General features: G+C 36.0%; 16 protein-coding genes. 9 read left to right on the forward strand and 7 right to left on the reverse strand.

Annotated elements, in window-relative coordinates; genetic code table 11:
* The first annotated feature begins 153 nt into the window (after positions 1-153).
* The 5 genes from kaiC to ACWA1F_RS08235 are packed head-to-tail and all read left to right on the forward strand — an operon-like array spanning position 154 to position 4073.
* Entirely contained in the window at positions 154-1830 is a 1677-nt protein-coding gene (gene kaiC / locus ACWA1F_RS08215; RefSeq protein ID WP_306161008.1) for a circadian clock protein KaiC, read from the forward strand.
* Positions 1831-2124, forward strand: coding sequence for a circadian clock KaiB family protein (locus ACWA1F_RS08220; RefSeq protein ID WP_306161006.1), 294 nt, complete (start codon positions 1831-1833; stop codon positions 2122-2124).
* A gap of 2 nt (positions 2125-2126) precedes the next feature.
* Positions 2127-2423 carry a circadian clock KaiB family protein gene (locus tag ACWA1F_RS08225; RefSeq protein WP_306161004.1) on the forward strand — a complete coding sequence of 99 codons (297 nt, stop codon included), beginning with the start codon at positions 2127-2129 and terminating at the stop codon, positions 2421-2423.
* A 4-nt stretch (positions 2424-2427) separates the two neighbouring features.
* Positions 2428-3672 carry a sensor histidine kinase gene (locus ACWA1F_RS08230; RefSeq protein ID WP_456893161.1) on the forward strand — a complete coding sequence of 415 codons (1245 nt, stop codon included), beginning with the start codon at positions 2428-2430 and terminating at the stop codon, positions 3670-3672.
* Positions 3669-4073: a response regulator gene (locus tag ACWA1F_RS08235; protein WP_456893163.1), complete on the forward strand. Its 405-nt coding sequence runs from the start codon at positions 3669-3671 to the stop codon at positions 4071-4073. Before ACWA1F_RS08230 ends, ACWA1F_RS08235 begins: the two co-directional genes overlap by 4 nt.
* Positions 4074-4144: 71 nt before the next feature.
* On the opposite strand, the gene ACWA1F_RS08240 is transcribed toward ACWA1F_RS08235, so the two are convergent.
* Positions 4145-5503: a DUF3108 domain-containing protein gene (locus tag ACWA1F_RS08240; RefSeq protein ID WP_456893165.1), complete on the reverse strand. Its 1359-nt coding sequence runs from the start codon at positions 5501-5503 to the stop codon at positions 4145-4147.
* A gap of 318 nt (positions 5504-5821) precedes the next feature.
* Between ACWA1F_RS08240 and ACWA1F_RS08245 the strand changes: the two genes are divergently transcribed.
* Positions 5822-6610 carry a polysaccharide lyase gene (locus ACWA1F_RS08245; protein ID WP_456893167.1) on the forward strand — a complete coding sequence of 263 codons (789 nt, stop codon included), beginning with the start codon at positions 5822-5824 and terminating at the stop codon, positions 6608-6610.
* A 109-nt stretch (positions 6611-6719) separates the two neighbouring features.
* Here ACWA1F_RS08245 and ACWA1F_RS08250 read toward each other — a convergent pair whose 3' ends face one another.
* The gene (locus tag ACWA1F_RS08250) at positions 6720-7694 is read right to left on the reverse strand and encodes a GNAT family N-acetyltransferase (protein WP_456893169.1); all 975 of its coding nucleotides are present in this window, start codon (positions 7692-7694) and stop codon (positions 6720-6722) included.
* Between the two features lie 264 nt (positions 7695-7958).
* Between ACWA1F_RS08250 and ACWA1F_RS08255 the strand changes: the two genes are divergently transcribed.
* Positions 7959-8696, forward strand: coding sequence for a DUF3667 domain-containing protein (locus tag ACWA1F_RS08255; protein ID WP_456893171.1), 738 nt, complete (start codon positions 7959-7961; stop codon positions 8694-8696).
* A 10-nt stretch (positions 8697-8706) separates the two neighbouring features.
* Here the strand turns inward: ACWA1F_RS08255 and ACWA1F_RS08260 are convergent, their stop codons facing one another.
* Both ACWA1F_RS08260 and ACWA1F_RS08265 read right to left on the reverse strand, forming a co-directional pair.
* A complete protein-coding gene (locus ACWA1F_RS08260) occupies positions 8707-9402 on the reverse strand; it encodes a LytR/AlgR family response regulator transcription factor (protein ID WP_456893173.1) in 696 nt (231 codons plus the stop codon).
* Between the two features lies 1 nt (position 9403).
* A complete protein-coding gene (locus ACWA1F_RS08265) occupies positions 9404-11044 on the reverse strand; it encodes a histidine kinase (RefSeq protein ID WP_456893175.1) in 1641 nt (546 codons plus the stop codon).
* 135 nt (positions 11045-11179) lie between these two features.
* On the opposite strand from ACWA1F_RS08265, the gene ACWA1F_RS08270 reads away from it, so the two are divergent.
* Positions 11180-13558 (forward strand): TonB-dependent receptor, encoded by a 2379-nt coding sequence (locus ACWA1F_RS08270; RefSeq protein WP_456893177.1) that lies wholly within the window; start codon positions 11180-11182, stop codon positions 13556-13558.
* Positions 13559-13643: 85 nt separating this feature from the next.
* Here the strand turns inward: ACWA1F_RS08270 and ACWA1F_RS08275 are convergent, their stop codons facing one another.
* Both ACWA1F_RS08275 and ACWA1F_RS08280 read right to left on the reverse strand, forming a co-directional pair.
* Entirely contained in the window at positions 13644-14666 is a 1023-nt protein-coding gene (locus tag ACWA1F_RS08275; protein WP_456893179.1) for an LLM class flavin-dependent oxidoreductase, read from the reverse strand.
* 180 nt (positions 14667-14846) lie between these two features.
* Positions 14847-16454 (reverse strand): arylsulfatase, encoded by a 1608-nt coding sequence (locus ACWA1F_RS08280; RefSeq protein WP_456893181.1) that lies wholly within the window; start codon positions 16452-16454, stop codon positions 14847-14849.
* A gap of 291 nt (positions 16455-16745) precedes the next feature.
* On the opposite strand from ACWA1F_RS08280, the gene ACWA1F_RS08285 reads away from it, so the two are divergent.
* Positions 16746-17426: a metal-dependent hydrolase gene (locus ACWA1F_RS08285; protein WP_456893183.1), complete on the forward strand. Its 681-nt coding sequence runs from the start codon at positions 16746-16748 to the stop codon at positions 17424-17426.
* 168 nt (positions 17427-17594) lie between these two features.
* Here ACWA1F_RS08285 and ACWA1F_RS08290 read toward each other — a convergent pair whose 3' ends face one another.
* Positions 17595-18431: an alpha/beta fold hydrolase gene (locus ACWA1F_RS08290; protein ID WP_456893185.1), complete on the reverse strand. Its 837-nt coding sequence runs from the start codon at positions 18429-18431 to the stop codon at positions 17595-17597.
* Positions 18432-18496 lie beyond the last annotated feature (65 nt).

Genomic DNA, 18496 nt, shown 5'->3' on the forward strand with positions numbered 1-18496 from the left:
CTTTAAATCTTGAACTGAATTTTTAAAATCTTCCACTATTTATCGAACAGCAAGAATGAATTAAGTGCTATAAACATCTGTTAAATGTTACGAAAATTAATAAGATATCTCACGGGAAAAATGTATATTTGATAGAATAGAATTTTGAATATCGTGCAGAAACAGACTATACCACATACTTTTATTTTTCCTAAAACTCCAACTGGAGTGGACGGTTTAGACGAAATTACTGATGGCGGATTCCCAAAAGGACGTCCAACTTTAATTTGCGGCGGCGCAGGCTGCGGAAAAACACTCCTTTCTATGCAATTCCTGATAAAAGGAATAACCGAATATAACGAACCTGGTGTTTTCATGTCGTTTGAAGAACCTTCAGATGACCTTACTTTAAATGTAAAATCTCTCGGATTTGATCTTGAAAAACTGAAAGCAGATAAAATGCTGGTAGTAGATCATGTAAGAGTCGAAAGATCTGAAATCGAAGAAGCGGGAGAATATGATCTTGACGGACTTTTTATACGTCTCGGGCATGCCATTGACTCCATAAAAGCAACGCGTGTAGTTTTAGACACCATCGAAACTTTATTTTCAGGACTGGATAATCAGGCTGTATTAAGAGCAGAATTGCGAAGGCTGTTTCATTGGCTTAAACAAAAAGGCGTTACGGCTATAATTACTGGAGAACGCGGAGAAGCGACTTTAACACGACAAGGGCTGGAAGAATACGTTTCAGACTGCGTAATTGTTTTAGACCATCGCGTTATCGAACAGATTTCTACCAGAAGACTTCGCATCGTTAAATACAGAGGATCAACGCACGGCACCAACGAGTATCCGTTTCTAATTGATGAGGACGGAATTTCTGTTCTGCCTATTACCTCTTTAAAATTAGACAATGAAGTTTCTTCCGAAATTGTCTCGACGGGATTCACCGGTCTTAATGAAATGTTTTATCAGGGCGGGTTTTATCGCGGCAGCAATATTTTGGTCTCAGGAACTGCGGGAACAGCAAAAACAACTATCGCCTGTTATTTTGCTACAGAACAGTGCAAAAACAACGAAAAGACGATTTATTTTGCTTTTGAAGAATCACCTCAGCAATTGGTTCGAAATATGAAATCTATAGGCGTTGACCTACAGCAGTATATAGACAACGGCACGCTTCAGATACATTCTTCCAGACCTTCACTAAACGGACTGGAATTGCATTTGCTGACACTCAGAAAATTAATTAAAGAGTTCAAACCTACTACAATAGTTATTGACCCCATTAGTAATTTAATTTCTGTGGGAAGCGATCATGAAGTACGCTCTATGCTAGTAAGGCTCATTGATATGCTTAAAGTCAACAATATTACGGCGCTGTTTACTTCGTTAAATAAGCAGACAGACAATATGCGTCCTGATCTTGCAGAAGAATCGGTTTCTTCTCTTGTAGATACGTGGATAACAGTGCGCGATATGGAAGGAATTGGAGAACGCAACAGGGGTATTTTTATTATAAAAGCACGCGGCATGGGACATTCCAACCAAGTTCGTGAATTTGTTATTACCGATAATGGTATCGAATTGCTTGATGTAGAAATGGGTCCGCAAGGAATACTTACCGGCGCAGCGAGAAAGTCATATAAGTTTAAGCAAACCTTATCTGATATAAAACTGCAGAACGAAATCAGCAGAAAAGACAGAGAGATTGAGCGCAAACGCAAAGTTCTTGAAGCCAATATAGAAGCTCTTAAAAATGAATTTGAATCAGCAGAAGAAGAATTAAGCATTCTTAAAGCAACAGAAGAGCTAAATAAAAATATCTCTGCAAAAAAGAAAGAATAAATGGAAAATGAAGTTGCAGAATGGCAGTTACTGCTCTATATAGCAGGCCAAACACCAAAGTCTATCAAGGCATTGGAAAACATAAAAAAATATGCTGAAGAACATTTAGCAGGCAAATACAGTATCGAAATCATTGATCTTCTCAAAAATCCACAGTTGGCAGAAGGAGATCAGATATTGGCCGTGCCTACTCTTGTCCGTAAATTTCCAGAGCCTATACGTAAAATTATTGGAGATCTTTCTAATAAAGAAAGAGTTCTTGTGGGGCTGAATATTAAACCTTTAACAGTTTAAAAATGGAAAATGAGCCTGATGATACAAATACGTCGAGACATAAATTAACTCTTTTTGTCTCTGGTATGTCTGTTAATTCAGGACATGCAATAGAGAATTTGCGAAGAATCTGTGACGAACATTTAAAAGGTAATTACGATCTGGAAATAATAGATATAAATCGCGAAAAAGAACAGGCAGTTCTGCATCAGATCGTGGCTATTCCAACGCTGATTAAACACGAACCGCTTCCAAAAAGAATAATAATCGGGGATTTATCTGATAGTGAAAAGGTATTAAATATATTAAACCCTAATTAACTTAATGGAAGATAAAAAAAGAAATATAGAATCTTTATCTGCAGAGATTGCAGCGCTTCGAGAGGAACTGCAGGAATCTAATGCCATTATTAGTGCTATACGTAATGGAGATATTGATGCTTTGGTTTTAAATAACGATGGTGCAAGCGAACTCTATTCGCTGCAAACCGCCGATTATACCTTTAGGCTTCTTATCGAGAAATTCAGCCAAGGTGCGGTTAGTATAGCGCGAGATGGGCTTATATTATTTTGCAATGAGCATTTTGCCTTACTTGCAGAGTCGTCTTATGAAAAAATTACAGGAAAATATTTTTCAGATTTTTTAGACCAGCCCGACAATTTTAAAAGAATATTAAATGCACTAAATTACGGCGTAAATACGCATGAGACGTTACTTAAATCTTCATCAGGTACATTTCCAGCGCAGATTATTTTAACAGATTTAGGGCCTTCTCATGGAATTGGAATCATTGTAATTGATCTTACGGAAAAGAAAAAACATGAAAACGCGCTGATCAATCACCAGAAGATTCTTCAAAATAAAGTGCATGAACTCAATATTATCAACAAGAATCTGGAAGAATTTATTCATGTAATCTCACACGATCTTAAAGAACCGCTGCGAAAAATTTTAATGTACAGTGACCGAATTAACGGAAATTATCTGGAAGAGAAAGATGCTAAAGCTGTTACAACAATGAAAAGTTCTGCATTCAGATTGAACTCGCTTGTAGATGATCTGGTTAGTTATTCTTCTCACACCATGAAGGAAGAATTTGCAAAAGTGGATATTAGCGAAGTCATTGCTGAAGTCATTGCCGATTATGAGGTATTAATAAATGATAAAAAAGCGGTGATAGAAATTGGCAAACTTCCTGAATTATATGCTTCTAAAGGACAAATCAGACAGCTGTTTTCAAATCTTATCTCAAACGCCATTAAATACAGCCGAAAAGACCTTTCGCCTGTAATAAAAATAGAAGCTGATAATGCTGCTGCTGAATCCGCAGACAGTATTCCGTCAGTAAAAATCAAGATCAGCGATAACGGAATTGGTATGGAAAAAAGTCATCTGACAAAAATCTTTACCATTTTCCAGCGACTACATGCCAAAAATGAATACTCCGGAAATGGAATTGGACTTGCCATTTGCAAAAAAATAATGGAAAACCATTCCGGATCTATAACCGTAGAAAGCCTACCAAACCAAGGTACAACTTTTGACCTTAACTTTCCGCCTATTTTATGACAAAAAAAACTCAATTCAACATCATCATTGCAGAAGACGACATGGATGATACAGAGGTAATCTTAGATGTATTCGAAAGAAATCCTAAATTTAATCAAATCATATTAGTTTCAAATGGCGAAGAACTCCTTAGCTATTTGAACAATCCTTCCAATTTAATACCCGATGTTATTCTGACAGATATAAACATGCCTATCATGAATGGCATTGAAGCCCTTCAGCAGATTTCAGAAATAAACAGTCTTAAAGATATTCCTTGTTTTGTCTACTCTACTGGCCTAAATCCGATTTACCAGCAAAAGTGTGACTTTCTTGGTGTTAAAGCTTGTTTGATCAAACCTTATACGATTAAAGAATTTGAACAGATTCCAGAAAGTATTGTTCGTTTTTTAGAGAAATAATACGAAACTGGAATCTGCAAAACAAGATTATTACAATAAAGGAAAGAATAAGCCTTTTAGATATTGATATCTTACATTTCTTTTAAGTTGATTTCCTTCTTCTCTCCATCCTTATCAATCGTTACGCGTTTCTCAATACTGGCTTTATCAGTATAGTATTGCCTTGCCGAACCATAATTGGTCGTTGAGCCCGCATATCCGTAATAGTTATAATAATTGGTGTAACCGCTAACATAAGAATAATTATAAGAATTAGAAAAATCAAAGCTAGCCATCACAACATAGGTTCCTGGCATCAGATCTGCAAATTCAAAATGTCCTTGATCATCATACACTTTTGCTTTTTTTACACCATAGCCAAAATCACTATTCAAAGGAACTTCAGGCATTTTGTTCTGTTTGCGAATTTTCTTGTTGACTTCTACCCATTCTTCATAATAAGCAGAACTTGGAAAAAGCGTAATCTCAGTTCCTCTTGGCGCATACTGTTTTTTAGCCGTATTCACCAAACCGCCTAATCGCTTACCCGAGTCTGCTCGCGCGTAGGCTGTTCCTATAATTACACTGTTTCCTTTTGAAATTTGCTGAATAGAAAGTTCTTTATCAAATTGATTCTTGATAGGCTGATAATCCAACTCTTCATTAACTGTAACTTCCCACATATTTTTGCCCATAGACATTTCGCGACGCCAGAGACGATGGTCTTTTTTGTCTATGATGTAATTATAAATACCTCCAGAAGCTTCTTCTAAAACGGTTACGAGCCAAGAATCGTGCTTTCCTGTTTTCGGAGAGTAATAAACAAAACTTTTAACTTCTTTAATCGTATAATATTCTACATACACTTTAGACTCATCGCTATAGTAGAATTGTGGAAAACGCCCCTTATAGCCAACATCTAATGGCAATGTTACGATTAGATGGTCGCTCCAGTTGAAATCAAAATAAGGTTCTTTTACATTTAATGTCAATTTTTTATCCTTTTTGGTTTTCTTCGAATAATAATTTCCTGTAATCGTACCGACAAAATCCAGATTTAATTTTGTTTCCTTTCGGTCACCGTTGTAACTAATCGCTTTCAGTGTTTGAGCATCTGCCACAGAAATGTGGGAAGTAGTTCTACTGTTGTCTTTTGGAGTATAAAGATTGGTTAAACTTAGCTGATTATTGGCTAATGCAATATCATACGTTAATGATCCTTGTTTTACCCAACTGGTATCCTTTACATAATAAACGGTGTATAATGATTTTCCAGTTTTGATATATTTAGTGTTTATATCCTTACTGCCAGGCTCAATTGCTTTTTGACTAACTGCAGCAAACGGAAGCAGCATGATTATATAGAAAATCTGTTTAACTAAACTTGATGTTGCACTTTCTAAAAATGCTGATCTCTTTAATAAAGAACTTTTAATAGTAATGTTTCTCATTATTGATACTTTTTGGTTGAGACAAATTTACTGATGTCAAATGCGGAAAACAATACCTGATTTCATTGGTATTTGCACTAAAAAGGTTCTTTTCTAAAATTGAGAAAAAACTTCCACTTTTCTAGAAATGAAAACATTAGCTTAAAAACAAGTCATTTTGTACAAATTATTTATTTCTCAGGATTATTGTATACGTAAAATCGTACTTAATTGCTCCTCTTATAAATTAATAATAATCAACTTTACACCTTTCGGTATCAAATACTTACTACTACTATTTACTAACTATTAATTGTTACTAACCTTAAAATTTAAAAGATGAAAAGAATCTTAAAATTAACTAGTTTGCTATTTACCATAGCATTAGTGTTTAATTCCTGCGAAAAGGAACAAGATTTAGAAGTGCCTCAAACTGCTAAAAAAGAAATACCGCAAGCTGCTAGCCAAGATAGCATTTCTGCCAATGCTGCATTGGAAGGAAGTACCACAGCCAAAGGTTCGGCTGGAGCAAGAACGATCACTCTGCAAACCAATACGTTATCATGTCCTGGTGGTTTGTGCACATCCTATGGAGTTTGGTCTACCGGCGTATATACGGTTTGGTTTCAAATGAAATTTAACAACGGATTCTACTGGAGCCGTGGCGGTAAATGCGGATACGGAATCTTAATTGGTGACCAAAATACTGGAGGCGATGCAGCATGGGATGGAAATGGAGGAAGCGCCAGATTTATGTGGTATTGCCCAAATGGATCTAACTCTGCAAAAGGAAGCGGAGCTTATCTTCAACCGTATGTATATTACAGAGATCAGCCTGGGCAATATGGAAATGACTTTGGCAAGAAATATTACATCCAAGAAGGTGTAACTTACAACTGCCAGATTTCTGTGAAATTAAACACAGGATCGAATACCGACGGATATGTGAAATATTATGTAAATGGAACGGAGATATTGAATCAGAAAATTCGCTGGGTGACCAACGATGCTAAGCGAAATGTGAATGCGGTGAGTCTTCACACTTTCCGTGGCGGAAGCCAAGAGTATTGGAAAGCTCCAGTTACAAGCTCTATCTACTACCCAAGTGCCTCTTGGGATGCGCTATAGCATAATATAATTTTTAAACCAATTTGAACCGAAAAATAAACCCTGCAACTTCGATGTTTAGTAATAAAAGCATCGAAGTTGTTTTAGTTTAAAAAGCTAATATGAGTATTTACAATCCTTTTTTAAAACAAATACTCGTTTCTATTCCTGCATATTGTCCGTAATTTTCAATAATTGCATAAGTTTTGGTATACAATGCCACTGCTTCTGTTTGTACATTGCTCGTTTCTAAAACCGTCGATGTATAACCTAATTCTTTTGCCCAGCTTTCTAGTTCGTTCAAAATTTTATAAGCTATACGCCTGCCTCTATATTCTTCAGAAACAAACATGCGTTTTACCTCAGCAGATTCGCTGTCAAATGCTTTTATGGCTCCACAGCCAACTGCAATGCCATTGATGTAAGCAATAACAACATGTTTAATCGCATCGACCTTATTAAACTGATTAAAGTACTCCTGCATCTCGCCATTGCGACTTGCTAAATTTGCATCTAGTTGTACAATTAATTCTGAAAAATCTGTATTTTGAGAAGTCGTTCTTACCAGTTCCAGCTCTTCCGTGTATCCGTATATTTTCATATCAGTTAAATCTTTTTCCGCTTTTCTGTAATCTTTCTTTAAAAGTCCTTCATAAATAAATCCAGAGCGCTCGGCAACTTTAATACTGGCTGTATTATCTGCAGCGATTTTCATAAAAAGCCTATTAAACTTCTTTTCTGTAAAACACCAATTTTTAAAAGCCTTTAAAGCTTCGGCAGCATAATTATTACCGCCGTACTGCTCAAAAATAAAATAAGCCAATTCTCCTTTGGGTATTCTCCAGTCTATGTCTCTCACAGAAATGTGACCTACGAGTTCATTACTTTCTTTTTTAAATATACCGCAGGCATAATTTTTATTTTCCTGCCATTCTATTTCTTTCTGCTCCAGATATTTTTTTGTTGACTCCAAGCTGTCATTCACTTTGATCATGTTGGCAAAGTAATCATACAAATAGTCACGGTTATGGTTTACACCTTCAAAAAAGGATTCTGAATCTTCTGCTTTATACGGTTTTATTATAAGATTTTGGGTCGTTATCATTTTGTGACAATTTGCAAGTATAATAGAAATGGTTTATTGTTCTGAGGATAAAACTAACTAAAAAACTTATGCCTAAAAATGCTATTTTTTTATTAGTTAATGCATTTTTCGCATTACAATATTTTTTTCGCTTTAAGCGGAAATTTATTAAATAATAAATACAAAAAATTAAGTACATTCGCGAATCTGTTTTACAAAACGCCACTATTCAAAGGATAAAACAGAAGAATTAACCTAAAATTGACCAATAATTAAAACTGACCAATGACAAGTAACTGTTTAAATTGCAATGAAGAAATCGCAGGTAAATTTTGCAGCAATTGCAGCCAATCAGCATCCACACATAGATTTTCTTTATCTCACGTTATTCAACACGATTTCATTCACGGAATATTTCACTTCGACAAAGGTTTTTTCTATACCATAAAAGAGCTGTTTACTCGACCTGGAAACAGCATTAGAGAATATGTTCAAGGAAAAAGAACCAAGCATTTTAATTATTTTGCCACCATAATTCTTTTACTGACCATAGGTTATTTTCTAAAAAAATGGACTAAAATCGATACCTCATCAATATATGATCAAACAGAGCTTTCTGGGCTTTTTAAAATATTAAAAGACTATTCAAAGTTTACTGTGTTTTTACATATTCCGATTATCGCTCTTGGCAGTTTTTTACTCTTCAAAAAAAGCAAACAAAACTATACCGAGAATTTAGTTCTCAATCTGTACCTGCAATGCGGAATCTTAACAATCAGCCTTATTTTGCCTGTCATTATGATTTTTACTGATAACCGAGATTTTCTTCTTGTAGTAAACAATTTCTTGACTGTGCTTACCTTCGTATATCTTATTATTTTCTACTATCACTATTTTTCTGTCTTCAATTTCAAAAAGTCTAGTTTAATTATTCGAGTGATAAGTATGGCACTTATTTTTTTAATTACTAAACAAGTCATGAATATTGTTTTGAATACTATAGGACAGCATTATTTGCATTGATTCGCGAGTATTAAATCAGTTTATTTTTAATTTCTTTATACTTAGAACGTCCAATAGGCAGTAAAGCTCCGTTTTTGAGTTGCATACTGTACTTTCCTCCTGCTTCAACGACAATTTTGTCTGCTTGTTCCCAGCAGAGAATATACGATTTATGTATTCTTTCGAATGGTTCAGGAAGCAGTTTTTCTAAGGCTTCAAGCGATTTATCGTGCAGTTCTATTTTATTATTAACTAAATGCAGTTCCGTATAAATTCCTGCACCTTTTATATATAGAATTTCATTGACTGGCACAAGTCTAAATGTCTTTGCTTTTCTAACGGCCAAAAAACGCACATCGCCACCCGATTGTTTTCCTTGTGCCGTATAACGCGTAAAGGCTTGCGCCAATCTATTTTGATCGAAAGGTTTTGGCACAAAATCTAGAACGCCATAATTGAAGGCGGTAATCGCTTTATCGGTATAAGCCGAAATGATAATAGTCTGAAACGCACCTGCCACAAAAGTCTGCAGAATTTCAAAACCATCTTCTCCGTTGAGATTCAAATCCAAAAGCAGCAGATCGATGGAATGTTTTTCTATAGCTAAAAGACCATTTTCTAGCGAATCAGCAAGTACAATTTGTACATCCTTGTCAAAGAAATCGCGAGTCATTCGCTCTACTCTCTTGGCAATACGGGCTTCGTCTTCAATTATGAGTATCTTCATTTTAATTAAAAATTTTAATAACAGTCTCCCACCCTTTTTCTACAGCATGAGAATCGAAAGACCAATTAGTGCCGTAGCTTTCTGTTAATCTCGCTTCTATATATTTAAAACCAGTTCCGATTCGTTTGTTCTTTTTGGTTTGCCTGTTTTGAGCAAACGTCAGTAAAGTATATTGCTTGAATTGTTTTTCTCTAACGAATTTTAAACAGAATACAATACAGCCTTGTTCTGGAGGAAGACTATGCGTTATTCCGTTTTCTATAATAGTATGAAAAATTGCTGGCGGAATCATTTCAGTTTCTTCAATCCCTTCTTCCTGCCATTCATAACAAATCTCTTTTCGAAAAGACATTACTTCCAGATGTCTTCGGCACAAGTCAATTTCTTGTCGAATTGGGATAAGCGTATCTTCAGCAATATCATTCATAATATCAAATTCTTCGGCTAGAGCGCGAATAAAAACTACGCCTTCTTTTGGTGATTCTTCAATCCAATCGATCAATGAAGTTAACGTATTGCGAAGAAAATGCGGCTGAATATTTTTCTTAACAAGTTCTAACTGCAATCTTGAAGAAAACAGCAATGATGCATTATGTGCTTCCTCCATTGCTTTGGTACGTATCGTGTGCAGATAAAGCATGCAAAGCACCAAAATGGTAAAAGCAATAAACAATCCGAAATCATAAAACATAAAATAATTTACCGCTACGCCAGCCAATAAACCTGTGGCAACAATAAGTCCACCTTTTACTTTTCTAATTACGGCATCAATAGCAATTAAAAGAGAAAACAAACGGGCTGTAATGGTAAAATACGCTGCCGAAATATCATAATGTCCATAAAAGCCAATATAAACCGCCACAAGAGCCATAAACAGAAGAACCAAAACCAGTTTCTTTCTTTTAAACTCAAACTGTAGCATAAAATACCACGGCACGAGCATTGAAATGGCAAAAGTCAGCCAGCCGATAATTTTCAAACGAGTATAATATTCAGTGTAAGGAATATACAAATAGTACTTTATATATTCGATAATTAACAAGAAGAAGAAAAGCAGACAGATAATTCCAAAAAGCAAAACGGCTAATTCTTTTCTACTGCTATTGATATATAAAAAGAAATAATATATCGCTGCAATCAGGAAAGCACCTGCCATAAGATTCATAAAAGATATTACAATAAGTGGCGAACGATGAAGCTGGAGATAGCTTTTTAGTTTTACATCATTCCCTCGTTGTGCTTCTCTAAGATCGGTTTGTGTGCCAACTAAGGTAACCGTATGTTTTCCTAGATTGGCTAATGTTTCTGGTATTTGATAGTACGTCATTTCTGTTCCAGGTACCTCAGCACGGCCCGCTTTAGCCATTTGACCATTATTTCCAATTAGAATACCATCCCAATACACATCAAAAGCACCAAAAGAATTAACCTGAAGTCCCAAAGCTTCAGATGGATTTTTTCGCTTCTGTATCTCTATTTTGGTTTGGAATTTAAAACTGGAACTGTACGGCTTGCCCCATTCAATCTGCTCATGATCGGAATCAACAGTATAAGTTACATCTGTTGTAATATACTCTTTGTAATGGTTACAAGAAGTAAGCATTAGCAGCAATAAAATGATAAAAAAGTAAGATTTATACATGAGATAAAGATAAAATAAATATCGAATGGAGAAATGCATTTGAGAAGTTCTCAGAGCCGTTTGCATGTTTTTGATCGCTGTACTTTGTTTTATGGACTAATCTTGCATAACAAAATCAATCAAAAATCAATCAGCATGAAAAAACTACTAATCAACACTTTAGCTTTACTTATTCCGTTTTTCGGAATAGGACAGCAAATTTCTATTTCTGGTAAAGTTCAAGACAGTACCACAAAAGAAGCATTGTCTTATGTAACCGTAACGATACAAGACAGCGCTTCTAAAACCATAACAGCCGGCGTTACCGATAATCAGGGTTTGTTTTATTTGGAAGGAATTCTAACCGATTCTGCAACCATTTCTTTCAGCTATGCGGGATATCAAAATCATATCCAGTCTTTAGTCCTATCAGGAAAACCTAAAATAGAACTCGGCACAATTAATTTAAGCACCGATGCTGTGCAATTAAAAGCGGTTGAAATAAATGGTCAAAAACCGAATATCAGCTTAAAATTGGACAAAAAAGTTTTTGAAGTGGGCAAAGATGTGCTTTCGCAAAATGGTTCTGCTCATGATGTTTTAAATGGTGTTCCTTCAGTGCAAGTTAGTCCCGCTGGAGCCATAAGTCTTAGAGGAAACAGCAATGTTTTGGTATTGATAAACGGAAGACAGTCTGGACTTACCCAAAACAATGCGCTTGACCAGATTGCAGCCGATCAGATTGATCGAATTGAAGTTATTACCAATCCGTCTTCGAGATATGATGCTGCGGGTTCTGCGGGTATTATTAATATCATCTTGAAAAAGAACAAAAAAAGCGGTTTTAGCGGTCAGGTACGATTAGTTGCGGGTTCTCCACAGGATAACCGTCTTAATCCAAGCATTAATTATAAATCGAACAAAATCAATATTTTCTCTAATTTCAGCATTCGCTCAACGGATTATGAAGGCTTGTACACTACCAATCAGGTAACGAATAGTACGACTGCGCCAAATTACATGAATCGTGTGCAAAATGAAGACCGCCATGATGATGGGAAATTGCTTTATTTGGGTGCTGATTATTTTATTAATGAATATCAAACGATTACCGCTGCTTTTTTAAAGAATGCAACTCGCGACAATGACAAAACCGATTTGCGATACAATTATGATAGCGATATAGAAAGTACAACGCCAGATAGTCTTTTGGTACGAAATGGAAAATCACAAGAAAAGCGCGATTACAGTCAGTTCGAATTTAATTATACCCGAACTTTTAAACAGAAAACAAAAAAATGGACCATTGATGTGCAATACGACTGGTGGAACAGCGACAAAAAATGGGATCTTTCTACAAAGCGTTTGCTTCCTAATGAAATGCTTTATCCAGGCATTAGAACCAGTTCGATAGGAAACAGCCGAGATTTTCTAGCTCAAACCGACTTTATCCAGCCTATTGACAGCATTTCTGTTTTGGAATTTGGAATAAAAACGGAAATCCGAACGGTTTCTAGTGACTACTTAGCAGAAGAACAGCAGGATAATGATTGGGTGGTGTATCGAAATATTGATAACGATTTAAACTATGATGAAACCATAACGGGCACTTATACACAATTCAGCAGTAAAATCAATAAATTCAGCTATATGCTTGGCTTGAGAACCGAGTTCACCAATATTTCAATTAAAGATGCAGAAAACGCTTATAATGATCAAAAAAAATACAATAAACTGTTTCCTACTGTTAATCTGAGTTATAAGTTTGACGAGTCGACTTTACAATTAAACTACAGCAAACGCATTAGACGTCCTTCTTTGTATGCTTTATATCCTTTTAACGAAGTCACCGATTTGAATGCACAATACATTGGAAATCCCGATTTAAATCCTTCTTATACCGATGCTTTTGAAATGGCGTTTCTAAAAACTTGGAAAACATTCACCTTAAATCCTTCTGTTTACTATCAATATGAAAAAAATTACATTCAGGATTATACGTATCGCCAAGATGATATCTTTTTGACAACGCCCATAAACATCGATTATGAAATACGAAGCGGAATTGAATTATCTACCTTGTACAATCCGTTAAAATGGCTTCAGATTAATGCCGAAATGAATTATTTTCATTTTAAACAGAAAGGAAATTATATGCAGGAAAATCTAGATTTCAGCAGTGAAAACTTTACCGCTCGTTTAAGCACGCAGATCAAACTTCCGTCCAAATTTAGTTTTCAGGGAAGATATAATTTCCGTGGCGAAAAACGCAATGCGCAAACCACCAACAATGCTTTACAATCTATTGATTTCGGATTGAGCAAACTTTTACTGAAAGATAGAGCGACAATTGTTTTTGATGTTACGAATGCTTTTAATCTCCGTCAGAACAAAAGTATTACAACAGGAGCTGATTATGTCATTAGAGATAACAGCATTCCGAATGCGGCAAGATATCGTCTGAGTTTTGTGTATCGTTTTAATCTAATAGATCCAAAAGGAATTAGACAGGCGAATGATGCGAATAGAAATTGAAAATCAAAGACAAAACAATTTTACATAAACAAACCCGACAGGTTTTGAAAACCTGTCGGGTTTAAATCTTAATCTTTATCAAAACTTATCTCCAACCCAACGCAGGAGCAACATGTTCTAAAATAGAAGACAATACATGTACATTATAATCGACACCCAAAGTATTCGGAATAGTCAGCAATACTGTATCTGCTTCCTGAATAGCTTCATCTTGAGCCAATTCTGCTATTAGTTTGTCAGGTTCGGCAGCGTAGCTTTTACCGAAAATGGCTCTTTTATCCTGTTCGATATAACCAAAACTATCAGCAGCTTTTCCTTGTCCTCCAAAGTAATATCGATCTTGTTCGTTTACTATGGCAAAAATCGAACGGCTTACCGAAACTCTTGCTTCACGATCGTGTCCTGCTTTTTTCCAAGCTTCTTTATACAATCTAATCTGCTCGGCTTGCTGAACGTGAAAAGGTTTTCCGTTTTCGTCATATTTTAACGTAGAACTCTGAAGATACATTCCGTTTTCAGCTGCCCAAATAGCGGTTGCATTAGACGCAGCTCCCCACCAGATTCGTTCTCTTAATCCTTCAGAATGCGGTTCAACACGCAACAATCCAGGCGGATTCGGAAACATCGGATACGGATTTGGTTCTGCAAATCCTTCTCCGCTCAGTTTATCCAAAAATTCTAAGGCTTTTTTACGGCCCATATCAGCATCGGTTTCGCCTTTTTCAGGTTCGTAGCCAAAATAACTCCAGCCGTCAATAACTTGTTCTGGCGATCCTCTGCTTATTCCTAATTGCAGTCGTCCTCCCGAAATTAAATCGGCAGATCCTGCATCTTCTACCATGTACAACGGATTTTCATACCGCATATCGATCACGCCTGTTCCGATCTCAATTTTGCTCGTTTTAGCGCCAATTGCCGAAAGCAGCGGAAAAGGTGATGCTAATTGCTGCGCAAAATGATGCACGCGGAAATAAGCGCCATCGATCCCGATTTCTTCTGCAGCTACTGCTAAATCAATAGACTGCAACAAAGTATCTGCCGCTGTACGAGTCTGATATGCTGGATTACTATTCCAATGCCCAAATGATAAAAATCCTATTTTTTTCATAAATGGCTCATTTTTTTATTCTCTCAAAGATACGCATCAAAGTTGAGTAATTCTATATTTTACCATATTATTTGTATATACAAGTATTAAAAAATTCGAAACTAAAAAAGCGTAAAATTTTTGATCGTTGCATATAGAAAAAAAGCCGAACAATAACTGTCCGGCTTTGTCTTTTACTATTTAATCTACACTCAACTTAGGGAGAGTTGTTTTCTTTTCATTCATCATTTTTTTCACCTGTTCCATAGTTCTAAAACGATCTATCGTCATTTCTCCACTAAATGTGGCACTTTGAAGCGGCCTTGGTGGTGTTTGGGCATAAGTCTTCATAATATCATCAATAGCCTGATTGAAAATTATCGCAGTCCAAGTTTTCTCTGTCCAGCTATTCATAAACAAATCATAGCGTTCTTGCGGATCCTGCCAAAGATTATAGATTGCTGGAACCGTTGCAATGTAAGCTTCATCACCTCTCCATCCTAACTGTTGTCCCGGCATATCACTTCCTGCAATAGCGCCGTTATCTCCACGGGTATTAAAGACTGCTTTAAATTTTCCGATACGCACGGCACCAGGCGATAATTCAGATTCTGTAAAATAAAACCATCTGTCACGCAAAGGTTTTCCTTTTTTAAACAATACATTAGACATATCATAGCTGTCAAATACCATATCTACACCTGCTCTGTCTTTTTTAGGAAGCTCTACGCCAGCCAGACTAGCAAATGTCGCCATAAGATCAAGTCCGCCCACAATATCATGGCTTTGGCTTCCCGCTTCAATTTGTCCTGGCCACCAAGCAATAGCTGGCACACGGCTACCTCCTTCTCTATCTGTTCCTTTACTTCCTCTAAAAGGTGTATATCCAGAATCTGGATGTACGTCTTGCCAAGCACCATTATCTACTGTATAAATAACTATCGTATTTTCGGCAATTCCCAAAGAACGAATTTTATCCATAATTCGGCCTACATTATGGTCCATTTCTACTACAGCATCAGAATATTTGCTTTTTCCTGGAGACTTGCCTGCAAATTCTTTTGAAGGAAGGTTAGGCTGGTGATTTTTAGCAAAATTGATGCACATAAAAAACGGATCTTTGCTTTTTGCATATTCATCAAGCTGCTTTAAATTGTTCTCTACCATCATCATATCCAGCTCTGCAATATTCTCTTCTGTAACTTTAGATACTTCACGCGCTTTTCCGCCTGCTTCACCTTCAAGCACACCTGTTGTAATTTTTTTGAAAAGATCTAGCATTTGTGTAGACATCTCTGGGTTCCAAGACTCAAAAGCATACGTATAAGCATTTAAGTGATAAAGCACTACGTTTTGCATTTTATCAAAACCATGGTTAATTGGCATTGCGTAATCGGCTTCTCCTAAATGCCATTTTCCTGAAAAATACGTTTTATAATTGGCTTTTTTAAGCACCGAAGCCAATGTCCATTCTTCTTTTGGCAAACCGCCTCCTTGTCCCTGAAAAGCAACTGTTGTCATACCGCTACGGTTCGGAATACGACCCGTTAGCATTGCTGCCCTTCCAGGCGTACAGCTAGGCTGTCCGTAAAACGACCAAAACTGCATTCCTTCTTTTGCCATTTTATCTAGGTTTGGTGTAGGCATACCACGGCCAACTCCTCCTCCATAAACTCCTAAATCTCCCCAACCAGTATCGTCTGAGATTACCATTATAATATTAGGCTTCTTTTTGGTTTGGGCTTCAATATCGACAAAAGTCAATACTGCCAAGCCTGTTAAAAGTACTGCTAGAACATTTTTTTTCATGATTTGTAATTTTAGGATTATTACTATTTCAACTAAAATTACCTCTTTGCTCTGAAAATTATCAGTCTGTGCATTTATTTGATGTTTCACATTACAATATGAAACTAAGTTTTTAAAAATGAAACAGTTACACAATCAATTAATCAGCAAAAGATTAACTTTATAGAACCTTATCATTGCTGAGAGCATGAGTTTATTTTAATTCGAATTGTTTGAAAAAATTGCTTTTCCTCAATGGCACATTTCTTGGAAAAAATATTTTAATTATTAACTGATTTAAAACTATTTATCATGAAAATTACGTACTACGGACATTCTTGTTTTTCTGTTTTTGCGGGCGGGAAACATATTCTTTTTGACCCTTTTATTACACCCAACGAATTAGCCAAAGAGGTTGATGTTGATGCTATAAAAGCAGATTATATTTTTATTTCTCATGCACATTACGACCATATTTTGGATGTAGAACGAATTGCGAAAAATACAGGAGCCAAAGTGCTTGGGAATTTTGAAATCTATAATTGGCTATTGAAAAACGGAATCGAAAATGCGCATCCAATCAATCCAGGCGGTAAATTTACTTTTGATTTCGGAACCGTAAAATGTGTCGTAGCCCAACATCCGAGCAGTTTTATGGATGGTTCTTATGGCGGTATTGCCTGCGGATTTGTACTGTCAACCGCTGATGGAAATTTCTATTACAGCGGCGATACGGCATTGACGTTAGACATGCAACTTATTCCCAAATTTACAAAATTGGACTTTGCTGTTTTTCCTATTGGTGACGGACTTACCATGGGAATCGAAGAAGCTATTGAAGCCTCTAAATTGGTCGGTGTAAATAAAGTTTTAGGCGTTCATTACGATACTTTTGGCTTTATCGTAATGGATCATCAAAAAGCTTTAGATTCGTTTCAAAATGCTTCAATTGAATTGTTTCTGCCTAAAATAAACACGACGATCGAAATCTAAATTTGGTTATTCTTCTTGGTTATATTTCGCTAAAAGCTATTTTTTAGCGAAATATCATTTTATAAAATACAAGCTCAAAATAATCTTTCGATAATTTTCAAAAAAAAAGGAATAGCTGCTGACACTATTCCTTTTAGCATATAATAAGTTCTGCTGATTGAACTGTAATTATATGTAATTCACAAAATTAATGATGTATTGTGCTGTAAGTTCTGGATATTGATGCTGAGGTCCATGTCCTGTTGCCGAATACACAATCATCTGCGCATTTGTCATCTGATTGATAATTGGGTACCAATTGTCTACCGCAAAACTGATATCATGATCTCCAGAAATAATTAAAATAGGCGTTTTGGTCTTTTTAAGCTGTTCTCTAAAATTTAAAGGATCATCTCTAAAAGTATCGCCTCCGCCAAAATACAATTGAAAAACATCCATCGTAGAAGGAATTTTTTCTACTTCGATTTTCTTATGAATTCTATCGTGTGAAGCTTTTGCAGCTGCTTTACTGGCTTCTGATTTTGGTTCGAAAAACAGAACAATTTCATCTTCAAAATCATTTAATGGTTTTAGCGCCGCATCAAAAAATACTTGCTCAATCGGAATCTCGTTTTGCCCTGGCGGATTTGTTCCCACTAAAACAGCATGTGTCACCAGATTTGGATACAATAAAGTAGCCGTCTGCGCTACCAGTCCGCCGTACGACCATCCTAAAACAATAACAGAATCTAATTTTAAGAAATCGGCAAGATCTTTTACATCTTTCGCCACAATCGTAATATCTGGAGCAAGACTGCCTGTAGAAGAGCCAATTCCAGAATAATCAAATACAATAACATTGAACTCTTTTGCCATCTCTGCAATAAAAAGCGGATCCCAAGTATCGAGCGTTCCTCTAAATCGGTTCACAAAAATTACTGCTTTTCCTTTACCATAAGAACGATACGCAATTTTGCGATCGCCTAAATCGGCAAAGTATGTCTCTGCGTCATAAATTTTTTCCATAATTATAAGTTAAAGATTGAAATCAATTCGTTTCTTATCAAACAGACAAAGATTAAACCAAAACA

The sequence above is a fragment of the Flavobacterium erigeronis genome, assembly GCF_054075165.1.